The organism is Nonomuraea helvata (genome assembly GCF_039535785.1).
Lineage (GTDB): Bacteria > Actinomycetota > Actinomycetes > Streptosporangiales > Streptosporangiaceae > Nonomuraea > Nonomuraea helvata.
The window spans coordinates 2,058,747-2,077,857 of sequence record NZ_BAAAXV010000001.1 but is presented as its reverse complement, the minus strand read 5'-3'; the positions used below and the strand labels follow the sequence as shown (position 1 = coordinate 2,077,857).

Genomic DNA, 19,111 nt, shown 5'->3' with positions numbered 1-19,111 from the left:
AGCTTTCTCCATGAGCCTGGTCACCAGCCTTTTCCCCTGACCCGAGGGGGCGGATACTGCGCCCATGGCCACATATGTGATCGTCGGCGCCGGACTCGCGGGGGCCAAGGCCGCTGAGACGCTGCGCGAGGAGGGCTTCGACGGCGAGATCGTGCTGATCGGCGCCGAGTCCGAACGGCCCTATGAACGACCGCCCCTGTCCAAGGAGTACCTCCAGGGCAAGAGCGAACGCGAGAAGATCTTCATCCATGGTCCGGAGTGGTACGCCGACAACGGCGTGGACCTGAGGCTCGGCACCCGCGTCACCCGCATCGAGCCCGACAACCACCTGGTCAGGCTCAGCGACGGGTCGCGGCAGCCGTACGGCAAACTGCTCATCGCCACCGGAGCCACTCCCAGACGGCTGCCGGGACCCGCTCACTACCTGCGTACCGTCCAGGACAGCGAGGCGCTCAAGGAGCGTTTCGCGGCCGTCGGCAGCGTGCTCATCGTCGGCGCGTCCTGGATCGGGCTGGAGACCGCGGTGGCCGCCCGCGCGGCGGGCTGCGAGGTGACCGTCGTCGAGCCCGAGCCCACCGCGCTCAACCGGGCGCTCGGCCACGAACTCGGCGACCTGTTCGCCCGCCTGCACGCCGGCAAAGGCGTGGACCTGCGCTTCGGCACCGCCGCCGCCGAGATCACCGACACCGGCGTGCGGCTCAGCTCGGGCGAGCGGCTCGCCGCCGACATGGTGGTGGCCGGCATCGGCGCCGTGCCCGAGGTCGGGCTCGCCCGCGAGGCCGGGCTCGACGTCGGCCAGGGCGTACTCACCGACGCCGCCCTGCGCACCTCGCACCCCGACGTGTTCGCCGCCGGCGACGTGGCCGAGCCCCACCACCCGCTGTACGGGCGCCGCCTGCGCGTCGAGCACTGGGCCAACGCTCTGCACGGCGGCCCGGCCGCCGCCCGGTCCATGCTCGGCCAGGACGTGGTCTACGACCGGATCCCGTACTTCTACACCGACCAGTACGAGCTGAGCATGGAGTTCTCCGGCGACATCGAGGGCTACGACGAGATCGTCTACCGGGGCGAGCCCGAGAGCCTGGAGTTCATCGCGTACTGGCTGCGCGGCGGCCGGGTGATCGCCGGCATGAACGTCAACGTCTGGGACGTCGTGGACGAGATCCAGGAGCTCATCAGGTCAGGCGTCATTGTTGACCAAAAGGAGCTATCGACGGGGTCACAGTGACCGTGGTGCCGCTGTCTCGCTTCGGCCGCTTCGTCTTCTGGGCCTGCGGGGTCTTCTTCGACGAGCACTGCACGGCGCAGCGCGGCGTCTCGCCCAGCTTGCCGCGGAGTGCCAGCGTCTCGTCCCTGGGCGAGTACGTGCGGTTGCCGGACTGCCAGGCGTCGAGGTAGTCCCACGGCTTGACCATGCCCCTGCGTACCCACCAGAAGGCCGGGCCCGTCTTCCACGAGATCGCGAAGTAGAGATTGGCCCCGGTGTCGCGGGCGTTGCCCGACTTGCCGACCCGTCCGAGCAACTGGCCCGCGTTGACGCGGACGCCCGGCTTGATGCCGTCCGCGATCGAGTCGAGGTGGCCGCCGAGGTAGCGCACGCCGTCGTCCCCGATGATCGTGACGAACCTGCCCTCGCGGTCGGCCCCGTTGTCCGTGGCCGGGCGCCACTTGTTCTGGACGTTCACCTCGTCCACTACGCCGCCGATCGGCGCCACGAACGCGCACCCCTGCTGGGCCCAGATCGTCGTCTTGGGCAGCACGAGCAGCTGGCGCTGATAGGTCGTCCTGCAGCCCTTGACCGGGAACGCGTACTCGTACTTCGACAGCTTCGGCGGCGGCACCCTGACCGGGTCGTCCCCCTTGGGCGGCTGCTCGGCCGCCTGGTGCTCAGCCGTCGGGCTGGGCGTCGCGGAGGTCGCCGGGCCCGTCGAGGCCACGACGGTCGAGGACGGGGCGGCGGAGGGCCGGAGGCCGGCGGGCGACTGGACGCTCACCCCGGCCAGCCCGGTGGCCTGGGAGCAGCCGGCAGCCAGCAGCACGGCGCCCATGACGGCCGCCCATCGTCCGAGATGCCCCGATCGCATGATCTCCACCTGTGTCACCGTTTCCACCGACAACCTTTACCTTTGTAGCCGACCGGGAGACCTCGCAGAGCCGCTTTCCCCCTTTAGCAACGCACAGGTGATGCCCGCCTATCCCGTACCGCACCCGTACCGGCCGGAAGCGTCGGTGGGGCGGCATAGACTCACCGGCGTGGCTGGCCGGATCCGTGATGTCGACATCGCGCTCGTACGCGAGCGTTCACCCATCGCCGATGTGATCGGCGAACACATCCAGTTGCGCAACGCGGGGGGCGGCAATCTCAAGGGCCTGTGCCCCTTCCACGACGAGAAGAGCCCGTCCTTCAACGTCACCCCCGAGCGCGGGATGTACTTCTGCCTGGCGGCGGAGACGCAGGTCATGACCTGGGAGGGCGTGCGTCCCATCGCCGAGCTTGCGGGCGGGGTGCACCGGATTCTCGCATCGGACGGCACGTGGGTGGACGCGCCGTTCATGTCCTTCGGTGTTCAGTCGCTCATGAAGATCGTGGTGACCCGCAACGGGCAGCAGAAGGAGATCTTCGCCACGCCCGAGCATCGTTGGTTCGTGCGATCCGGGCGCAAGCAGGACAAACGTGCAGAAGTGATCACCAAGGACCTGAAGCCGCGCCAGCGGCTGGTCACGGTGTTCCCGGGCTCGCGCATCAAGCGCACCACCCCATCGCCCTTTGGCATCGCCCATGGAATCACTTTCGGTGACGGCACCCGAGCCGCAACGGGAAGCAGGGCGACGCTTGACAGCGTCAAGGACGCGCAACTGCTCAAGTGGTTTCCCCTCAGCTATGTGACGGAGGGCTCCGAAGGGGCCTCGGGAAACAGCAGGCAACTCCTGGTCCACCACCTGCCGCGGTTCTTCAAGGAGCTCCCTTCGCTGGATGAGTCCGTGCCGTACCTTTACGGCTGGCTCGCGGGCTATCTGGCCGCCGACGGACATGTCGCCAAAGACGGAACGATCATGCTCAACTGCGCGGACAAGGCGACGCTGGAGTTCGTCCGCGCCGTATGCACCAGGCTCGGGATCGGCACGTACGGCATAACGGAGCAGGTCAGGGTTGGCTTTCCCGGTAGGGAGCCAAGCTCGATCTTCCGTGTTCACTTTGTCAACGAGGACCTCACCGAAGATTTCTTCCTGATCGACGAGCATCGTCTGAGGTTCACCGGAGCGGTGAAGGCGTTCGCCAGGCGTGGCTGGGTGGTGCAGTCGATCGAGGAGACCGACCGGGTCGAGGAGGTGTTCTGTGCCACTGTCGACCATGGGCATGCGTTTGTCCTAGAAGACAATATTTTGACCGGGAACTGCTTCGGATGCTCCGAAGGTGGCGACGTGATCACGTTCGTCCAGAAGATCGAGCATCTGCCGTTCAACGAGGCGATCGAGCGGCTTGCACAGCGGGCAGGCATCCAGCTGCAGTATGAGCAAGGGGGCTATGTCCCGAGGCGTGACCATGGCGAGCGGGCCAGGCTGATCGAGGCGCACAAGGCGGCCGCGGAGTTCTACGCCGACAAGCTGTTCGGGCCCGACGCGGCGCCCGGGCGGCGGTTCCTGTCGGAGCGGGGGTTCGAGCGGGCCGACGCCGAGCTGTTCGGGGTGGGGTACGCGCCCGCCGAGTGGGAGGCGCTCACGCGCCATCTCCTGGGGCGCGGGTTCACCGCTGAGGAGTTGGTCAAGGGCGGCCTGGCCAAGGAGGGGCGGCGGGGCCCCATGGACCGTTTCAGGGGGCGGCTGATCTGGCCGATCAGGGACGCCACCGGGGACGTGATCGGATTCGGGGCGCGAAAGTTGCTCGATTCCGATGAAGGTCCGAAATATCTGAATACGCCTGACTCGCCGCTTTACAAGAAGAGCCAGGTGCTTTATGGCATCGACCTCGCCAAACGGGAGATCTCCAAGCGGGCTCAGGCGGTGATCGTCGAGGGCTATACCGATGTGATGGCGTGCCACCTGGCCGGGGTGCCGACGGCGGTGGCCACGTGCGGCACGTCGTTCGGCGAGGAGCACATCAAGATCCTGCGCAGGTTCCTGCTCGACCAGGCCGAGTTCCGGGGCGAGGTGATCTTCACCTTCGACGGTGACGCGGCGGGGCAGAAGGCGGCGCTGCGGGCGTTCGCCGACGAGCAGAAGTTCGTCACGCAGACCTACGTCGCGGTGCAGCCCGACGGGCTCGACCCGTGCGACCTGCGCGTCAAGCAGGGCGACGCGGCCGTGCGGGATCTGATCGCGAGCAGGGAGCCGCTCTTCCAGTTCGCGATCAGGAGCACGATCTCCCGTTACGACCTGCGCAGCAACGAAGGCAAGATCGCCGCGCTCGACGCCGCCGCGCCGATCGTGGCCGGGATCAAGGACGTGGGGCTGCGCAAGCGCTATGCCATCGACCTCGACCGGTGGCTGGGCTTCATGGACGAGCGGTTCGTCATGCAGCGCATCTCCGAGGCGGCGGGCGCGCAGCAGGGCCGCCCGCGGCGCGCGCCCCAGGCGGCGCCCGTCGACCCGAGCGTGCGGGTGGAGGGCGAGCTGCTCAAGCTGGCCGTGCAGCGCCCAGCGCTGCTCGGGCCGCGCTTCGACGCGCTCGACCCGCAGGCGTTCACGGCTCCCGAGCACGTGCTGCTGCACAGGATCATCGTGGCCGCCGGGGGTGTGGTCGCGGGTGCCTACGGCGGTCGGGAGTGGGTCGATCTGCTGCTGGAGCACGCGCACGAGGAGGGCGCCCGGGGGCTGGTGACTCGCTTCGCGGTGGAGCCGATCCAGGCCGACGCGCACGCCGAGGAGCGCTATGCCGGGGCCATGCTGGCGGCCATCGAGGCCATCGCGGTGGACCGGGCGATCGCTCAGGTGAAGTCGCGGATCCAGCGGCTCAATCCGGTGGAGGAGCCGCAGGAGTACAACAAGCTGTTCGGGGAGCTGGTGGCCCTGGAGCAGCAGCGCCGCGTGCTCCGCGACCGCGCCGCCGGGAGCTGACCCGCGTTCGTGACCGACTTTCGCGGGGGCGGTGCCCGCGACGCCCGGTCGCGAACGCCTGCCGAACCCCCAAGAACCGGGCCTGTCACGCCGGTGGTTGATAACAGTTTGGCCGCGGTCGCAGGCGGCATATCCGGGCGGTTGACCAGGGAACCTGGCGCGGTCCAACGGCTGACGGAGGCGCTGGACAGCGAGGTCAGGGCAGCAGAAGAGTCGCGTCCGGCCGGGGGGTGTCGCCGGGCGCCTGAAACCAGACTGCGTAATTGACTTTGATTTCCTGATCAAACTCCGGCCAAACCTATAAGCGATCTCAATTCGGTAAGGACGATCGCCTTACCTTCGGTGACAAAAATGGGTCTGCCATTTGATGGAACCAATACTGCAGACTGTCTCCCGTGGGTGCATCGGTGCTGCCAAGCAGTTCGCCATCGGTAGATCAGGTGGCGGATCTCGTCGCGAAGGGAAGGGAGCGCGGGAGCGTAACCGTCGATGACGTCGCAGCCGCGCTTGACCGGTCCGAGTTGCCGTCCGACGCGCTGGAACGCGTCGTGCGAATGCTCGCCGAGAACGGCGTGGAGGTCCTCGAGCCCCAGGGCGACGAGGAATCCACCCGCGCCGATGAGGAAGACGTCGGCAAGCGGGCTCCGACCAGTGATCTGGTCCGTATATATCTACGGGAGATCGGCCGCGTGCCCCTACTGACCGCTGAGGAGGAGGTGGAGCTCGCCAAGTCGATCGAAGCCGGCCTGTTCGCCGAGGACAAGCTGGCCAACGGGGTCTCGCGTCTGGCCTTCCCGGAGTTCAGGGAGCTCGTCTGGCAGGGCACCAGAGCCAAACAGCGGCTCATCGAGGCCAACCTCAGGCTCGTGGTGTCGATCGCCAAGCGGTACGTGGGCCGCGGCATGCTGTTCCTGGACCTGATCCAGGAGGGCAACCTCGGGCTCATCCGGGCGGTCGAGAAGTTCGACTACACCAAGGGCTACAAGTTCTCCACCTACGCGACATGGTGGATCAGGCAGGCGATCACCCGTGCCATCGCCGACCAGGCGCGGACGATCCGCATCCCCGTGCACATGGTGGAGACCATCAACAAGCTCGTACGCGTGCAGCGTCAGCTCCACCAGGACCTCGGCCGCGAGCCGATTCCCGAGGAGATCGCCAAGGAGATGGACCTCCCTGTCGATCGCGTGGTGGAGATCCAGCGCATCGCCCAGGAGCCCGTGTCGCTGCAGTCGCCGATCGGTGAGGAGGACTCCGACCTCGGCGACTTCATCGAGGACGCCGACGCTGTCGTGCCCATGGAGGCCGCGGCCTTCATCATGCTGCAGGACCAGCTCGACGACATCCTGGCCACGCTGTCCGACCGCGAGCAGCGCATCATCCAGCTCCGCTTCGGCCTGGCCGACGGCCATCCGCGCACGCTGGAGGAGGTGGGCAGGGAGTTCGGCGTCACGCGGGAGCGCATCCGGCAGATCGAGTCGAAGACCCTGGCCAAGCTCCGCCACCCGACGCGCGCGCAGATGCTCAGGGACTACCTGGACTGATCCAAGGGAACGGGCCCGGGCGAGTGCCGCCCGGGCCCGTCCCATGTCCGGGAGCCTGTCCGCTGCTCAGGAGCAGCCCTCGAACTGCGGCACCGCGATGGTCGACAGATCCAGCCCCGCCTTGCCGAACCACCGGTGCAGCAGCCTGCTCGCCGTCCCGTCCTGGTACATGTCGGTGATCGCCCGGTTGACCGCCTCGCACCCCGGCACGTCGCTCTTGCGCATGCCCACTCCGGTGCGCTGCTCGTTGAACTGCGCGTTGGCCAGCTTCAGCCCCGAGCCGTCCTGGTTGGCCAGCCCCGCCAGGATGACGTCGTTGGTGGTCACCGCGTCCACCTGCTTGCTCTTCAGCGCCGACAGGCACGCCTTGTAGTCGTTGAACGGCACGAGCTGCGCCGCCACCTCGCGCTCCTCCACGACCCGCTGGGCCGCGTTCGAGCCCTGCACGGCGCAGATCCTGCGCCCCTTGAGGTCGCGCACGTTCTTGATCGTCTCGTCGGGCCGCTGCAGGATGTCCTGGTAGGAGATGTGGTACGGCCCTGCGAAGAGCACGTCCTTCTTGCGCTCCTGGTCGATCGTGAAGGTGGCCAGCACCAGGTCGGCCCGGCCGTTGGTGATCACCTTCTGCCGGTCGGCGGCCAGCACCCCGATGTAGGTGGCCTCCTTGTGCAGCTTGCGGGCGATGTAGGCGGCCACGTCCACGTCGAAGCCCTCGAACGTGCCGTCGGGCCGGCGGAATCCGACCGAGGGCAGGTCGGGGCGTACCGCGATGACGATCCTGTCCTTGTCCAGGACCGACTCCTGCCCGTCCGTCCCGCAGCCCGCGACCGCCGTCGCGACCAGGGCCAGCACCACCACCAGCGCCCGCTTCACCGGTACTCCTTGAGTCGTGGCCACACGCCCGCGATCACCAGCAGGCCGATCCCGCCGATGGCGAACGGCAGCAGCCGCCACAGGTTGTCCAGCGCGCTCTCGCCGTGCTCGATCGCGCGCGTGAACTGGCTCTGGCTCTTGGCGGACAGCGCCAGGAGTGCACGGTCGTACGCGTCGAACGCCGTGGTCACCGGGCCGAGCCGCTCGGCGACCGCCTCGTCGGTCCTTCCGTTCGCCACCAGCTCACGGAACTTGGTGTCGGAGGCCTGGAAGCTGCGGTACGCCTCCAGCGCGTCGTCGCCCTCCTTGCCGACCAGGTCGGCCCTCAGCATGCCGAGGAAGTCCTTGGAGCCCGTGGCGACCTGGTTGTGGTACGTCCGCAGATTGCCCGCCTTGAAGTAGACGACCGACATCGCCTTGTCCAGGAACGTGTGCTCGTAGGTGTCGGCCCACTCCTTGTCCAGCAGGTAGCGGCTCTCGTCGCCCTGCATGCTGTTGCTGATCGAACGCGCCTTGGCCAGCGTCAGCACCGAGTCGAAGCCGGCCGACTTGGCCTGGCGCAGCGCGGCCTCGTCCGTCCCGAGCACGTTCAACCCGGCGAGGAGCGCGATCGCGGTCGTCACGGTCGCGACCAGCAGCGCCGGCCCGAAGACCCGGCGGAAGCGGCGCGCCAGGTAGACCTGGAGCCAGATCAGGCAGCTCAGCGCCAGGATCCCGGCCAGGACCACCGCGATCCGCAGGAGCGGCACCATGACGGTCTTCTCGTCATAGGTCGCGCGCACGATCGTGCCGCTCTCCAAGGTCAGGTTGTACGCCTGGGGCAGCAGCTCGACCCGCATCAGCTTGGTGGCCTCGCGGTAGGTCAGCACCACCTCCTGGGGAGGCGGCCCTGGCGCGTGCTTGGATCGCTCGTCGAGCAGCAGCGCCTGGCCGGCCAGCCGTTCGTAGCGGCCCAGCTTGTCGAGCACCGAGCGCACGGTCTCCCGTTCGGCCCTGGTGTCGGCGAGCGAGAGCGCCTGCATCAGCGCCTCGTCGGCCTTGGACCGCTGCTGCTCGTAGCGGTCGAGCGCCTGCTTGCGCTGCGGCGCGTACTGGTCGCCCATCACCAGCACGTTCGCCACCTGCGCGTCCATGTCGCTCAGCCCCAGGTAGAGATCGGCGGTGGCGACCACCTGCGGCCCCGCGTCGCGCCCGATGACCCGTAGGCCGTCGCGGGCGGTCATGCTGCCGACCGCGAGCGCCGCGAAGAGCAGGGCGAGCGAGGCGACGGTGACGCCGGTGACGACCCGGATCCTGCCGGGCACGCTCCGGCGCACGGGCGCCGGAGCGGCGGGCGCCACCACGGGCGCCTGGGACTGGGCCTGCACCATGGTCACGGCGTGCCCTCCCTGATGGTGATGACGGTCCACGCGCCCAGGTGGATCTTGTCGCCTGGGCCGATCCTGACCGGCACGTTGACCTTGACGGGCTTGCCGTTCACCTGGGTGCCGTTGGAGGAGCCGGGGTCGACCAGCGTCCACGAGCCGTCCGGCTGGGCCAGCAGCACGGCGTGCAGGTGGGAGACGCCCGGGTCCTCGGGCGGCCCGGTCAGGTCGATCTCGGGGGCCACGTTCCTGGCCCTGCTGCGCCGCCCTACCCGTACCTGCTCGCCGACCAGCGCGAACGAGCGCTCGGGGCAGTACGGCGGGAACGCCATCGCGGTCGCGTCAGGACCCCCCTCGGCGATGACCTTCTCGTAGTACGTGCGGTCGGCGGCGGTCACGGCCTCCCAATGGGCCCCGCCGCCCACGGGGACGGAGACAGGGGCGCTGCCGCCGGTGTAGTCGTGGCCGCACACCTCGCAGAACTGCCCGGCGCGCGGCGTCTGGCAGACCGGGCACGACTCGGCCCCCGGCGCCGCGGCCTGGGCCTGCGGCTGGGGTGCGGGGGCGCCGGCCATCTGGGCGCCGCAGACGTCGCAGTATTCGTCGTCACCCGACGCGTGGCCCTGCGGGCAGGTGGCCATCAGCTTCCTTCCTTGCGCAGCCGGCTGGTACGGACGGAGCCCGTGTCGAGCTCGAGCTCGTCGGCCTTGTCCACGTTCCTGCGCAGCCTGGCCGTGCCGGTGGCCGGATCGACCTCGACCACCTTCTCCAGCAGCCTGGCGGTGTCCTCGCGTCCCGACTCGGCGGCCAGCTCCTTGGCCTTGGCCAGACGGGCGGTCGCGGTGTCGACGTCGCCCATCGCCCTGGCGCTCAGCCCGTCCTGGATGAGCTCGTGCAGCTCGGCCTGGCCGGTGTAGTGGGCGACCTTGTTGTTGATCCGGGTGGAGGCCGCCAGGTCGTCGGTCCACTGGGCGAGCACGTTCCCGCTGGCCAGGACGTCCTGGGTGTCGGGGCGTACGAGCTTGACCCAGCCGGCCCTGATCTCCTGGCCGATCTGGCCCGGCGGCACCTCCACGCAGATGTGGTACTCGCGCTCCTCGGTGCCCCACGAGCCGGTCGGGTAGTCGCCGGTCAGCGGGTTCACGTCGGTGCGCTTGCCGGTCAGGTCGAGCAGCGTGGGGGAGACCTGCTTGACGAACTTCAGCGTGGCGGTCTGCGGCACCCACACCCGCAGCGCCAGCTCGGCCACGGTCTTGCTCATCGACGCCTGCGTCAGCCTCCGGAAGAACTCGGACAGATCCCCTTGGTTCCGTACGAAGTCAAACGTGCCGAGCATCGCCTCCGAGACCTTCCGCAGCTCCGCGGGCACCCAGTCCTCGCCGATCCCCAGCGAGTCGCACACGAACTTGCCGCTCCAGCCCGCCAGCACGGAGGCGAACACCTCGGGCCGCTCGTTGTTCTGGCCGTCGGTCATCAGCAGCGCGTGCCTGATCGCCGACGGGTGTGCCGACAGCAGGTGGCCCGCCAGCTTCAGCCACTCGCCCATGGCGGTGCCGCCGTGCGCGGACAGCCGGCTGATCGCCCGCTCGGCCTCGGCCCTGGTGGCCGGGCTGGCCTTGACCAGGTTGGCGTGGCCGCCCGGGTAGATCACCTTGGCCCGCTCCGTGCCCGCGATCACCGCGAAGTTGACCCCGTCGCGCAGGGTGTGCACGGCGGTCGCGGCCGCCTGCCTGGCCTCGCGGATCTTGCCGCCGCTCATCGAACCGGACGTGTCAATGATGATCACTTCGGCGGCCTCCGCGGTCACGGACTGCGTGACCACGCCGCCGGTGGAGGTGACCGTGAGGATGGCGTGCACCTCGCGGCCGTCGGTCGGGAGGTACTTGTTCTGGTCGATGGTCAGGGTGAAAGTGGGCAGGTCACCCATGCGTCACTCCTAAGGGGATCAAGGCGATGGTCACGTTGTCCTGGCCCCCGGAGTCGAGCGCGTGGCGCAGCATCTCGCGGGCCATCTCGATGGGGGTTCCGGTGGTGGGGAAGGCGTAGCCGTCCAGGTAGCGCCACAGGCCGTCGCTGCAGACGAGCAGCAGGCCGGGCTCCTTCGGGGCGAAGGTGCGTACGTGGGGCGCGACGTCGACGGCGTCGGCGCCGAGCCAGGCGGTGATCTCGCCGGTCTCGACCGCGTCGTCCTCGGTCAGCAGCACACCCTGTGTCATTGCCGAGCCTCGCTCGGGGTCCGGCAGCCAGTAGGCCCGGGTGTCGCCGGCCCAGCCGAGCGTGAACCGGCCCTCCTCGACGACGGCGGCGATGTACGTGCTGGCCGGCGCGTCGTGGACGGACGTGGCGAGCTTGGCCACCGCCCGCCCGGCCAGGTCGAACGCCTCATCGTGCGGCAGCCCCCTGGCCAGCGCGGCGGAGGCGGTCTCGACGGCCACCGCGGACGCCTCGTCGGCCCTGGGCGAGCTGCCCACGCCGTCGCAGACCACGGTCACGATGTTCGCCCCGGACGTGAGCAGCGCCACCGCGTCCTCGTTGCGGCTGCGGCGCAGCCCCTTGTCCGTGACGGCCGCCGCCGCGCCGCCGTCGAGCACGGTCTCCGCATGGTCCCTGCCGGTGGGCTGGCGGGCGCCGCACCGCTCGCAGTAGCCCTCCGCGTCCACGGCGTGCGCACCGCACGACGCGCAGGCCGGCGCGCCGAGCGTGTGGCCGCACGCCTCGCAGTAGGTCTCACCCTCCAGCACGGCCGCCTCACATACAGGACAAATCACCCGCATCGCAGCGTCCGATTGCCGAGCTTCGCTCGGAGGGTTGTGATGGATGTCCTCGCTACGCTGCGGATCCATCACAACCACGTCCTCGGTCGTACGGCGTTCGCCTGGTCGATGAGCTCGTGGCGCTCCTGGCGTGACTCGGCCGCGACCGCCAGCTTGCGGTAGATCGACTCGAGCCGCCTGCGCAGCCCCGTCTCGGTGAACGGCGCGCCCGCCAGTTGCGCGCCGGACGACGGGGTATGGCCGTCGAGCCAGGTCAGCGCAGAGGTGAGCAGCTCGGCGGTGAGCAGGTCGCGGCGGCGCGGGTGGAGGTCGGTCTGCCGGTCCAGCCGGTCGGCCGCGCCCACGAGGTCGGCCGTGGTGAGCAGGCTCAGATCGGGCCGCCGTACGACGGAGATCGCCTGCGCCACCTGCGCCGACACCCGGTAGATCGAGTGGGACGGCACCTCGTCCAGCACGCTCATCCGGCCCGACCTGGCCAGCCCGAAAGCCGCGCTCACGTAGGAGTGATCGGTCCGCCAGACGGCCTCGTACCAGCCGGCCGCCGGCTTGCCCGCGCACTCCAGCGCGAACGCCAGCGCCAGCTTCGGCGCCAGCTCACCCGGCAGCGCCGACAGGCACCAGTCGAACATCGACACGGCCTCGTCCGTCTGCCGCGTGGTCAGCGAGAGCACCCCGCGGTACCAGGTCACGCGCCAGTCACCCGGCAGCTCCCTGTCCAGCTCGCTCAGCACGACCGGAGCCCCCGCCGCGCCCTCCTCGGCCAGCAGCCTGGCCCGCATCAGCTTCGTCTCGGGCGTCTGCGGCATCGCGGCGAGCTGGTCGATCAGCTCCTTGCTGTCGCGGCCGAGCAGCCCGGCCAGCGCGCCCGCCGCCGGGTCGGCCGGATCGACCAGCGGCACCGGCAGGGCGGCCGCGACCTCTGCCGGGTCGAGCGGCCCGAACACCTTGTCGCCGTCCTCCGACAGCGCCGTGCCCACCGCGGTCCGCTCCGGCCCGAACATCGGCGAGGGCGCCGGGTACGGCACGCCGTCCTCGAGCGCGCTCACCTCCCGCAGCACCCCGATGAGCTGCTCCTCCATCTCCTCCGCGCTCTGGAACCTGTCAGCGGGGTTGACGGCGGTCGCCTTGCGCAGCAGCCGGGTGAAGGACGGGTGCCCGCAGTCGTCGGGCAGCGGCGCGGCCACGCCGTTCGCGTACGGGACGAAGCCCGGGACGGCCAGCACCGCCAGCGTCCTGGCCACGGTGTAGAGGTCGGCGGTGGCGGCGGCGGAAGCGGTCTCGACCTCCGGGGCGTGGTAGCCGGGCGTGGCCCAGCCGGAGCCCGCCGGCGAGCCGATGGGCAGCACCGCGCCCATGTCGATGAGCTTGAGCCGCTTGCCGACCCTGATCACGTTGGCCGGTTTGAGATCGCAGTAGACCATGCCGTGCTCGTGCAGGTAGGCGAACGCCTGCAGGATCTCCCTGCCGTACATGAGGGTCTCGCGCAGCGGCAGCGGGCCCTGGCGGCGCAGCTCGTGGAGCGACTGGCCGCCCACGTACTCCATGACGATGTAACCGAAGCCGCCGGAGCGCTGGAAGTTGAGGATCTTGACGATGTTGGGGTGGTCCATCGTCGTGAGGAACTTCCGCTCCGCCTCCGCCGCCGCCAGAGCCTCGGCGTCGTTGGTGTTGAGCAGGCCCTTGAGCACCACCCACATGCCGTCGAGGTTCTCGTCGGAGGCCAGGTAGATCCAGCCCAGCCCGCCGTGCGCCAGGCAGCCCAGCACCCGGTACTGGCCCGCCACCAGGTCGTCCTTGCCCAGCTTGGGGGTGAAGGAGAACTGGGTACGGCAGTGCGGGCAGAACCCGTCCGTCAGCCCGGGCCGCCCCTCCCTGGACCGGCCGACCATCTTCCCGCACGCCGGGTTGGCGCAGAACCGCTTGTCCTCGGGCACCACGGGGTCGCTCATGACGGCCGTGGTCGGGTCGCGGTAGGGCACCGACGGCAGGTCGGCGATGGTGGCCAGCCTGCCCGCCCGCGACCGGCCGCTGCTCACCGGCGAGGTGACCGACCTGCTCACCGGCTGGGTCTGGACCGGGACCGAAGATGGGGAGGGAGGCGCGGGCGCGCCGGCCGAGTGGCCGCACAGGTCGCAGTAGCCGTCCTCGATCGTGCCCGTGCAGCCGGGCTGCGCGCAGCGGGTCATCCCTTACCTCCGTGTATCGCGCGCTGGTACGTCTCGACGGCCGCCGCCGCCTTCGTCAGGTCACAGGGCGCGCTCCACAGCAGCACGCGCGCCCGTTCGAACAGTTCGGAGGCCGCGGGGTCCTCCGCCAGGCCCTTGCGCACCGCCATCACCTGGCAGGCGCCGAGCCGCCCGCGCAGCTCGTCACGCCTGCCCACCAGGCCGTAGAGCGCCTTGGCCGTGGCCAGCGACTGGTCTGCGGCCTTGCGGGCCTCCTCCTCCAGCCCCGCCAGGCGCTTGGCCCGCAGCACCCAAGTGTCGGCGGAGGCGTCGAGCGCGTCCAGCCCGGCGGCCAGCGACTCGGCCCGGCTGCGCGGCTGGGCCTGCGGCGGCAGGGCTATCTTGACGACGACCGCGCCGTGGGCCAGCCGGGCCTCGCTCTCGGCCGCCCGGACCCGGTCGAGCGCGGCCACGAGGTCCTCCCTGCGCCGTGCGTACTCGGCCTTGACGGTGAGCGCCAGCTCCAGCTCCGCGCGGGAGCCGGCCAGCAGCCGGGCCAGCCGGTCGAGGTCCTGTTCGACGGGCGCGCCGAGCGGGTCTTCGAGGACCGAGGCGCGCAGCCGCCTCAGCTCGGCCTCGTGCGCCGTCAGGTCCGCGCTCTCGCCGAGGTCGCGTTCGAGGTCGCGGATGTGGCGCAGGTCGCTGTCGGCCCCGTCGAGCCGGGGCAGCACGGCGTTCCACACCGCGTCGATGTCATTGAGGGCGGAGGTGACCTCGCGGAAGGCGGCGTCCATCCGCGCCACGGTCTGGTCGAGGGTCAGCCGCTCGTCCTGCTGGGGGAGGAGCGAGCGCTGCTCGACCGGCTTGGCCGCGGCCCGCAGCACCACGGACACGCCGGCGAGCAGCTCGGTCAGCTCCGCCAGCTGCTCGGCGCCCACCTTGGCGCGGGCGGCCCTGATCTGCTCGGCGTCGCGCAACACGGCCCGGTACGCGTCGTTCAGCGACCACAGCGTGGCCAGCGACTCCTGCGCCGCGGCCCATCTCCGCTGGGTCGCCCCGCGTAAGGAGGCTCCTCTGAGCAACTGGTAGGTGGTGTGGGATTCGAGATCGAGCAGGTCACCGGAGATACGGTCACGTTCGTCGGCGCGAGCGCGCAGTGCGTGCTCGACGCCTTCCCTGCTCATGGGTGGTCCCAGGTTCATCACGCTCCCCGGTGAAGCGGGCCCCCGATGCCCCCTTGGTCCTACCGGCTAAACGGGGGATTCGGCCGGTTGGTTCCAAGAGTCGGGGAGACCCCTGACTTGTCCCTGATTCAACCCTGTCTCGCCTGCAATCTGCTTAAAGGATCTCTTACCGTTGCGGACATGGGACGAATTCTGTTGTTCGCCGCGGCGATCGTGGCCGCGCTCGTGCTCCTCGGCCCCCTCGTGGGCCTCGCCCTCACGTTGCTCAAGTGGGGCCTCATCATCGGCGCCGTGGCGCTGGGCGCCATGCTCCTCACGAAGTGGGTCAAGAGGACATAGCTTCCTGCGGCATCCGCGGGCATAGTTGGGTGATGGAGGCGCGGCCCGCGGTCGACGATGCCGCGCTCGGGCGCGAGGCGCTGGCCGTGCTCGAGGCGAACTGGACAGGCACTGGCACCGTGCCCGCGCCAGGTCTCTATCCGCACCAATGGAGCTGGGACTCCGCGTTCGTCGTCATCGGCCTGGCCAGGCACCGGCCCGACCGGGCCCGCGACGAGCTGCTCAGCCTGCTGCGCGGGCAGTGGGCCACCGGCATGGTGCCGCACATCGTCTTCCACACGCGAGAGGCGTACTTCCCTGGTCCTTCCGTGTGGCGCTCGCAGGAGCATGCTGCCGCGCCACACGTGCTGACCTCGGGGCTCACCTCGCCGCCGATGCACGCGCTGGCCCTGTGGTGGCTCTACCGGCACACCGGCGACGTCGCGTTCGTCAGGAGGGCCTTCCCGGCGCTGGTCGCCCAGCACGCCTACCTCTCCTCGGCCCGCGACCTCGGCGGCGCGGGCCTGGCCGCGATCGTGCACCCGTGGGAGTCGGGCATGGACGACAGCCCGTCCTGGGACGACGCGCTGGCCGCGCTGCCCGCGATCAGGTACGGCTATCGCAACGTGGAGCTGGACGAGCGCCACCCGGACAGCGACCACGACCGCTACGTCTGGCTGGCCATGCGCTACCGGGACGCCGGATACCGGGCCGAGTACCTGCGGGACGAGCACCCGTTCGCGATCGAGGACCCGATGTTCAACGGGATCTGGCTGGCCTCCTGCCAGGCCCTGGCCGAGCTGGCGCCCCTGGCGGGCGCCGACCCGGCGCCCCACGCCGAGCAGGCCGACCGCATCAGGCAGGCCATGCTCGACCGCCTCTGGGACGGCTGCTTCTACGCCCGCGACCTGCGGACCGACCGGCTGATCCGGGTCTGCACGGTGGGCGCCTTCGGTCCGCTGCTGGACCCGGGGCTGCCCAGCGACCACCTGCGCGCGGCCGTGGAGGTGCTGGAGTCGGCCAGGTTCATGGGGGCCACCGGCTATCCGGTGCCGAGCTGCGAGATCCGCGCCACCCAGTTCGACCGTACGCGCTACTGGCGCGGGCCTTCCTGGGTGAACACCAACTGGCTGCTGCGCAGGGCCGCGGCCGTGCACTCGCTCGACCAGCTCGGCCAGCAGCTCACCAACTGCACGCTGCGCCTGGTGCGGCAGGCCGGCTTCCGCGAGTGCTTCGACCCCTTCGACGGCAGCGGGCGCGGGTGCCGGGACTTCTCGTGGAGTGCGGCGCTCACCCTCGATCTGCTCGCCGATACCGTGGTGGAATGAGCTTTTTCCGCCGTCTGCCCGCCGATGTGCGCAAGTCCCTGGAGACCGAGCCGGGGGAGCGGGTGCTGACCTACGCCGCCGGCGCGACCTCCGGCTACGTGGTGGCCACGAACCTCGCCCTCTACCTGACGGACGGGACGCGGGTGCCGTACGAGGAGATCGACAAGGCGTCGTGGGACGAGCAGGGGGTGCGGGTGCTCACCATGGACGGCGCGTGGCACGCCGAGCAGATCTCGGAGCCGCGGCTGGTGCCCGAGACCGTGCGCGAGCGCGTCAACTCCACGATCGTGGTCAACAAGCACGTCAAGCTGCCCGGAAGGGGCGGTGTGCGGCTGGTGGCCAGGCGCCGGCCCGGCGGCGAGGTGCTCGGCTGGACCTTCGTCTTCGACGACGGCCTCGACCCCGAGGACCCCGGCCTGCGTGCGCAGGCCGAGCAGGCCCTGGAGGGGTTGCGGCGCAGCATGGGCGTCTGAGCCGCCCATGCCGCGCGCATGATCAGTACGGTATGCCGCTCTCGCGAGCCTTGCGGTCCACGACGTCCTCATCCGGCCAGCCCGTGCCCGTGTCGGGATCGTGCCGGTCGGAACTGAGGAAGGGAATGCGGTTCTGCAGCGTGTCGCCCACCCTGGAACGGGCCATTCCCGCCAGCTTCGACGCCTGGGCGCCCATCACACCGGCGACCTCCTGGACCCTCGGGTTGTCGGCGACACGCTGCGCCGTCCGCTTGATCTGCTCGTACCGTTCGCGACCCGCCCGGCTGCCCAGCACGTAGCCGATCGCCATACCAGCAGCGAATGTCATCCGATAACGCATCTTGCACCTCCGCTGTCTCCGGCCCTACCCCGCTTACGATGCGACACGCACTCCAGGAGTGCGCTAATCTATTCCTGCGCACAGCGAAGGGGCCCAACAGCCCCGGCGAAGTGCGCAGACGCACGATCCCGCGTAGCTCAACGGCAGAGCAGCCGGCTGTTAACCGGCAGGTTATAGGTTCGAGTCCTATCGCGGGAGCTTCGGTTGAGCTGAGGACACACAGTTCAGGCCCCCTTCCTTGATCAAGGATAGGGGGCCTGAGTCGTTCCGGGAGCCAATCGGGGAGCCACTAGCCGGTTTGATCTCCATTGCCGAAGACGGCGTCCATGGTCTCGGCGCCATGAACGATGACCGGCCTGATCTGGTGCCGGTAGACGGTTTGCGTGGTGGTGGGTGTCGAGTGCCCGACGAGATCAGCGATACGTTCCACGGAGACATCCCCGTCACTCAGGATCGACACGAACGAGTGCCGGAGCTCCCGCACCTTCCAGCGATTGCCAATGCCTGCCTTCTTTGTGATGACGCGCAGGCCGCGCAACACACGCATGGGATCAAGCATAGTTCCGTCCTCGCGAGTGAAGACGAGATCATGGTCCCGCCACGCCTCACCAACGGCCAGGCGTTGCGCGTTCTGACGGGTCCGGTGCCGCTTGAGTTCGTCGACCACGAGAGCGGGCAGGGCGAGTGCTCGTCGTGACTTCTTGGTCTTGGTATCACCGCCCACCCGATCGGCGCGAAGCACCGAGATGGACGGTGGGACAGGCGGTTCGGCGTTCGGCCGGCCGTTCAGGTCGACTGCGCTCCAGAGCAGCTTGCGGGCCTCTTCAGGCCGGATACCGGTCAGAAGCGACGTGATGACGTACGCGCCGAATTTCTCGCCCTCGCAGGCTCTCAGAACGGCCACGGCCTGCTCCAGCGTCAGCGACCTGCTCGGCCGTCCCTCTTGTCCGGATGGTGTCTCGCACAGGGCCGAGACGTTGCGGCCGACGAGTTCGCGCTTCTCGGCCATGCGGATCGCGCGCGTCAGCAACCCGTGTATCTGAACGATCGTTTTTGTGGCGAGGCTTTCGGCCAGTTCGTCGAGCCATAGATCGACGTGTTCGGCTCGCAGGTCCTTGAGCCGGTAGTTGCCGATCTTCGGTTTGATCTGGTTCTCGGCCGTCGACCGGGCGTGGGTGATGGTGCCGATGCTGCGGCCCTTGAGACCGTGAATGAGGAAGTCCTCGACGGCGTCACTCACCCGGTAGTTGGCCTGCGTCTTGATGCCCTTCTCGGCCTCTTCCAGGAGCTTCTTGACCTTGGGGGCGAGCAGTTTGGCCGCCTGCTCGCGTTGCTCGTCGGCCGGGCGATCTTGCCACTTGCGAGGTAGTACGACCGACACCTTGCGCCGGACACGGTGGCCGGCACCGTCGAAGCCGAGTGAGACCGCAGCGATCCACGCGTTCTTGCTCGCGTCGAAGTAGATCGAAAAGTCGCTCACGCTGCCCTCCTCTCAAGACTCTCGATGTACTCGACGAGGGCGGCCACCGGGATGCGGCGGGACCCGTCGATCTTCACCGATCGGATCTGACCGGTGCGGAGCAGGGCGTAGACCTTCGTACGGCTGATCCGAAGCTGGACTGCGGCCTCCTCGGGTTTGTAGAGCAGCGGCACGACCGCTGGCTCGCTAGGGGACGTACGGGGGCTTGTCATG

The 19,111-nt window shown here is 69.5% G+C and carries 17 protein-coding genes and 1 tRNA gene; 7 read left to right on the top strand and 11 right to left on the bottom strand.

Annotation, left to right across the window (positions count from 1 at the left end; translation table 11 throughout):
- Nucleotides 1–64: 64 nt before the first annotated feature.
- Nucleotides 65–1,228 carry an NAD(P)/FAD-dependent oxidoreductase gene (locus ABD830_RS09520; protein WP_344986142.1) on the top strand — a complete coding sequence of 388 codons (1,164 nt, stop codon included), beginning with the start codon at nt 65–67 and terminating at the stop codon, nt 1,226–1,228.
- Here the strand turns inward: ABD830_RS09520 and ABD830_RS09515 are convergent.
- Entirely contained in the window at nt 1,188–2,084 is an 897-nt protein-coding gene (locus ABD830_RS09515; RefSeq protein WP_344986141.1) for a M23 family metallopeptidase, read from the bottom strand. The two genes, ABD830_RS09520 and ABD830_RS09515, sit on opposite strands and share 41 nt — an antisense overlap.
- Before the next feature lie 169 nt (nt 2,085–2,253).
- On the opposite strand from ABD830_RS09515, the gene dnaG reads away from it, so the two are divergent.
- Both dnaG and rpoD read left to right on the top strand, forming a co-directional pair.
- A complete protein-coding gene (gene dnaG, locus ABD830_RS09510; RefSeq protein ID WP_344987651.1) occupies nt 2,254–5,055 on the top strand; it encodes a DNA primase in 2,802 nt (933 codons plus the stop codon).
- A gap of 440 nt (nt 5,056–5,495) precedes the next feature.
- Nucleotides 5,496–6,599 (top strand): RNA polymerase sigma factor RpoD, encoded by a 1,104-nt coding sequence (gene rpoD, locus ABD830_RS09505; RefSeq protein ID WP_241563834.1) that lies wholly within the window; start codon nt 5,496–5,498, stop codon nt 6,597–6,599.
- A gap of 66 nt (nt 6,600–6,665) precedes the next feature.
- On the opposite strand, the gene ABD830_RS09500 is transcribed toward rpoD, so the two are convergent.
- From ABD830_RS09500 to ABD830_RS09470, 7 genes are all read right to left on the bottom strand, one after another.
- On the bottom strand, nt 6,666–7,472 hold the full coding sequence (locus ABD830_RS09500) for a transporter substrate-binding domain-containing protein (protein WP_344986140.1): 807 nt from the start codon (nt 7,470–7,472) through the stop codon (nt 6,666–6,668).
- Nucleotides 7,469–8,848: a hypothetical protein gene (locus ABD830_RS09495; RefSeq protein WP_344986139.1), complete on the bottom strand. Its 1,380-nt coding sequence runs from the start codon at nt 8,846–8,848 to the stop codon at nt 7,469–7,471. Before ABD830_RS09495 ends, ABD830_RS09500 begins: the two co-directional genes overlap by 4 nt.
- Entirely contained in the window at nt 8,845–9,477 is a 633-nt protein-coding gene (locus tag ABD830_RS09490; RefSeq protein WP_344986138.1) for an FHA domain-containing protein, read from the bottom strand. Before ABD830_RS09490 ends, ABD830_RS09495 begins: the two co-directional genes overlap by 4 nt.
- Nucleotides 9,477–10,763: a vWA domain-containing protein gene (locus ABD830_RS09485; RefSeq protein ID WP_344986137.1), complete on the bottom strand. Its 1,287-nt coding sequence runs from the start codon at nt 10,761–10,763 to the stop codon at nt 9,477–9,479. The genes ABD830_RS09490 and ABD830_RS09485 overlap by 1 nt, the downstream gene beginning before the upstream one ends.
- Complete coding sequence (locus ABD830_RS09480; protein WP_344986136.1) at nt 10,756–11,577, bottom strand: protein phosphatase 2C domain-containing protein; 822 nt, start codon at nt 11,575–11,577, stop codon at nt 10,756–10,758. Before ABD830_RS09480 ends, ABD830_RS09485 begins: the two co-directional genes overlap by 8 nt.
- Before the next feature lie 101 nt (nt 11,578–11,678).
- Nucleotides 11,679–13,796 (bottom strand): serine/threonine-protein kinase, encoded by a 2,118-nt coding sequence (locus ABD830_RS09475; protein ID WP_344986135.1) that lies wholly within the window; start codon nt 13,794–13,796, stop codon nt 11,679–11,681.
- The gene (locus tag ABD830_RS09470; RefSeq protein ID WP_344986134.1) at nt 13,793–14,959 is read right to left on the bottom strand and encodes a coiled-coil domain-containing protein; all 1,167 of its coding nucleotides are present in this window, start codon (nt 14,957–14,959) and stop codon (nt 13,793–13,795) included. Before ABD830_RS09470 ends, ABD830_RS09475 begins: the two co-directional genes overlap by 4 nt.
- A gap of 180 nt (nt 14,960–15,139) precedes the next feature.
- Here ABD830_RS09470 and ABD830_RS09465 point away from each other — a divergent pair, with 180 nt between their 5' ends.
- The 3 genes from ABD830_RS09465 to ABD830_RS09455 are packed head-to-tail and all read left to right on the top strand — an operon-like array spanning nt 15,140 to nt 17,078.
- The gene (locus tag ABD830_RS09465; RefSeq protein ID WP_344986133.1) at nt 15,140–15,298 is read left to right on the top strand and encodes a hypothetical protein; all 159 of its coding nucleotides are present in this window, start codon (nt 15,140–15,142) and stop codon (nt 15,296–15,298) included.
- 32 nt (nt 15,299–15,330) lie between these two features.
- The gene (locus tag ABD830_RS09460) at nt 15,331–16,605 is read left to right on the top strand and encodes an amylo-alpha-1,6-glucosidase (RefSeq protein ID WP_344986132.1); all 1,275 of its coding nucleotides are present in this window, start codon (nt 15,331–15,333) and stop codon (nt 16,603–16,605) included.
- Nucleotides 16,602–17,078, top strand: a complete 477-nt coding sequence (locus tag ABD830_RS09455) for a hypothetical protein (RefSeq protein WP_344986131.1) — start codon at nt 16,602–16,604, stop codon at nt 17,076–17,078. The genes ABD830_RS09460 and ABD830_RS09455 overlap by 4 nt, the downstream gene beginning before the upstream one ends.
- A gap of 22 nt (nt 17,079–17,100) precedes the next feature.
- Here ABD830_RS09455 and ABD830_RS09450 read toward each other — a convergent pair whose 3' ends face one another.
- Complete coding sequence (locus tag ABD830_RS09450) at nt 17,101–17,418, bottom strand: YtxH domain-containing protein (protein WP_344986130.1); 318 nt, start codon at nt 17,416–17,418, stop codon at nt 17,101–17,103.
- Nucleotides 17,419–17,544: 126 nt separating this feature from the next.
- Between ABD830_RS09450 and ABD830_RS09445 the strand changes: the two genes are divergently transcribed.
- Nucleotides 17,545–17,616, top strand: a tRNA-Asn gene (locus ABD830_RS09445).
- Nucleotides 17,617–17,707: 91 nt separating this feature from the next.
- On the opposite strand, the gene ABD830_RS09440 is transcribed toward ABD830_RS09445, so the two are convergent.
- Nucleotides 17,708–18,898, bottom strand: a complete 1,191-nt coding sequence (locus ABD830_RS09440; RefSeq protein ID WP_344986129.1) for a tyrosine-type recombinase/integrase — start codon at nt 18,896–18,898, stop codon at nt 17,708–17,710.
- Nucleotides 18,895–19,110 (bottom strand): helix-turn-helix domain-containing protein, encoded by a 216-nt coding sequence (locus ABD830_RS09435; protein ID WP_344986128.1) that lies wholly within the window; start codon nt 19,108–19,110, stop codon nt 18,895–18,897. Before ABD830_RS09435 ends, ABD830_RS09440 begins: the two co-directional genes overlap by 4 nt.
- Between the last annotated feature and the right edge of the window lies 1 nt (nt 19,111).

What these genes read in the sequence shown, in the direction of transcription:
- ABD830_RS09520 (WP_344986142.1), top strand. Translation starts at nt 65, where the DNA reads ATGGCCACATATGTGATCGTCGGCGCCGGACTCGCGGGGGCCAAGGCC.
- ABD830_RS09515 (WP_344986141.1), bottom strand. Translation starts at nt 2,084, where the DNA reads ATGCGATCGGGGCATCTCGGACGATGGGCGGCCGTCATGGGCGCCGTG.
- ABD830_RS09490 (WP_344986138.1), bottom strand. Translation starts at nt 9,477, where the DNA reads ATGGCCACCTGCCCGCAGGGCCACGCGTCGGGTGACGACGAATACTGC.
- ABD830_RS09485 (WP_344986137.1), bottom strand. Translation starts at nt 10,763, where the DNA reads ATGGGTGACCTGCCCACTTTCACCCTGACCATCGACCAGAACAAGTAC.
- ABD830_RS09475 (WP_344986135.1), bottom strand. Translation starts at nt 13,796, where the DNA reads ATGACCCGCTGCGCGCAGCCCGGCTGCACGGGCACGATCGAGGACGGC.
- ABD830_RS09470 (WP_344986134.1), bottom strand. Translation starts at nt 14,959, where the DNA reads ATGAGCAGGGAAGGCGTCGAGCACGCACTGCGCGCTCGCGCCGACGAA.
- ABD830_RS09465 (WP_344986133.1), top strand. Translation starts at nt 15,140, where the DNA reads ATGGGACGAATTCTGTTGTTCGCCGCGGCGATCGTGGCCGCGCTCGTG.
- ABD830_RS09460 (WP_344986132.1), top strand. Translation starts at nt 15,331, where the DNA reads ATGGAGGCGCGGCCCGCGGTCGACGATGCCGCGCTCGGGCGCGAGGCG.
- ABD830_RS09455 (WP_344986131.1), top strand. Translation starts at nt 16,602, where the DNA reads ATGAGCTTTTTCCGCCGTCTGCCCGCCGATGTGCGCAAGTCCCTGGAG.
- ABD830_RS09450 (WP_344986130.1), bottom strand. Translation starts at nt 17,418, where the DNA reads ATGCGTTATCGGATGACATTCGCTGCTGGTATGGCGATCGGCTACGTG.
- ABD830_RS09435 (WP_344986128.1), bottom strand. Translation starts at nt 19,110, where the DNA reads ATGACAAGCCCCCGTACGTCCCCTAGCGAGCCAGCGGTCGTGCCGCTG.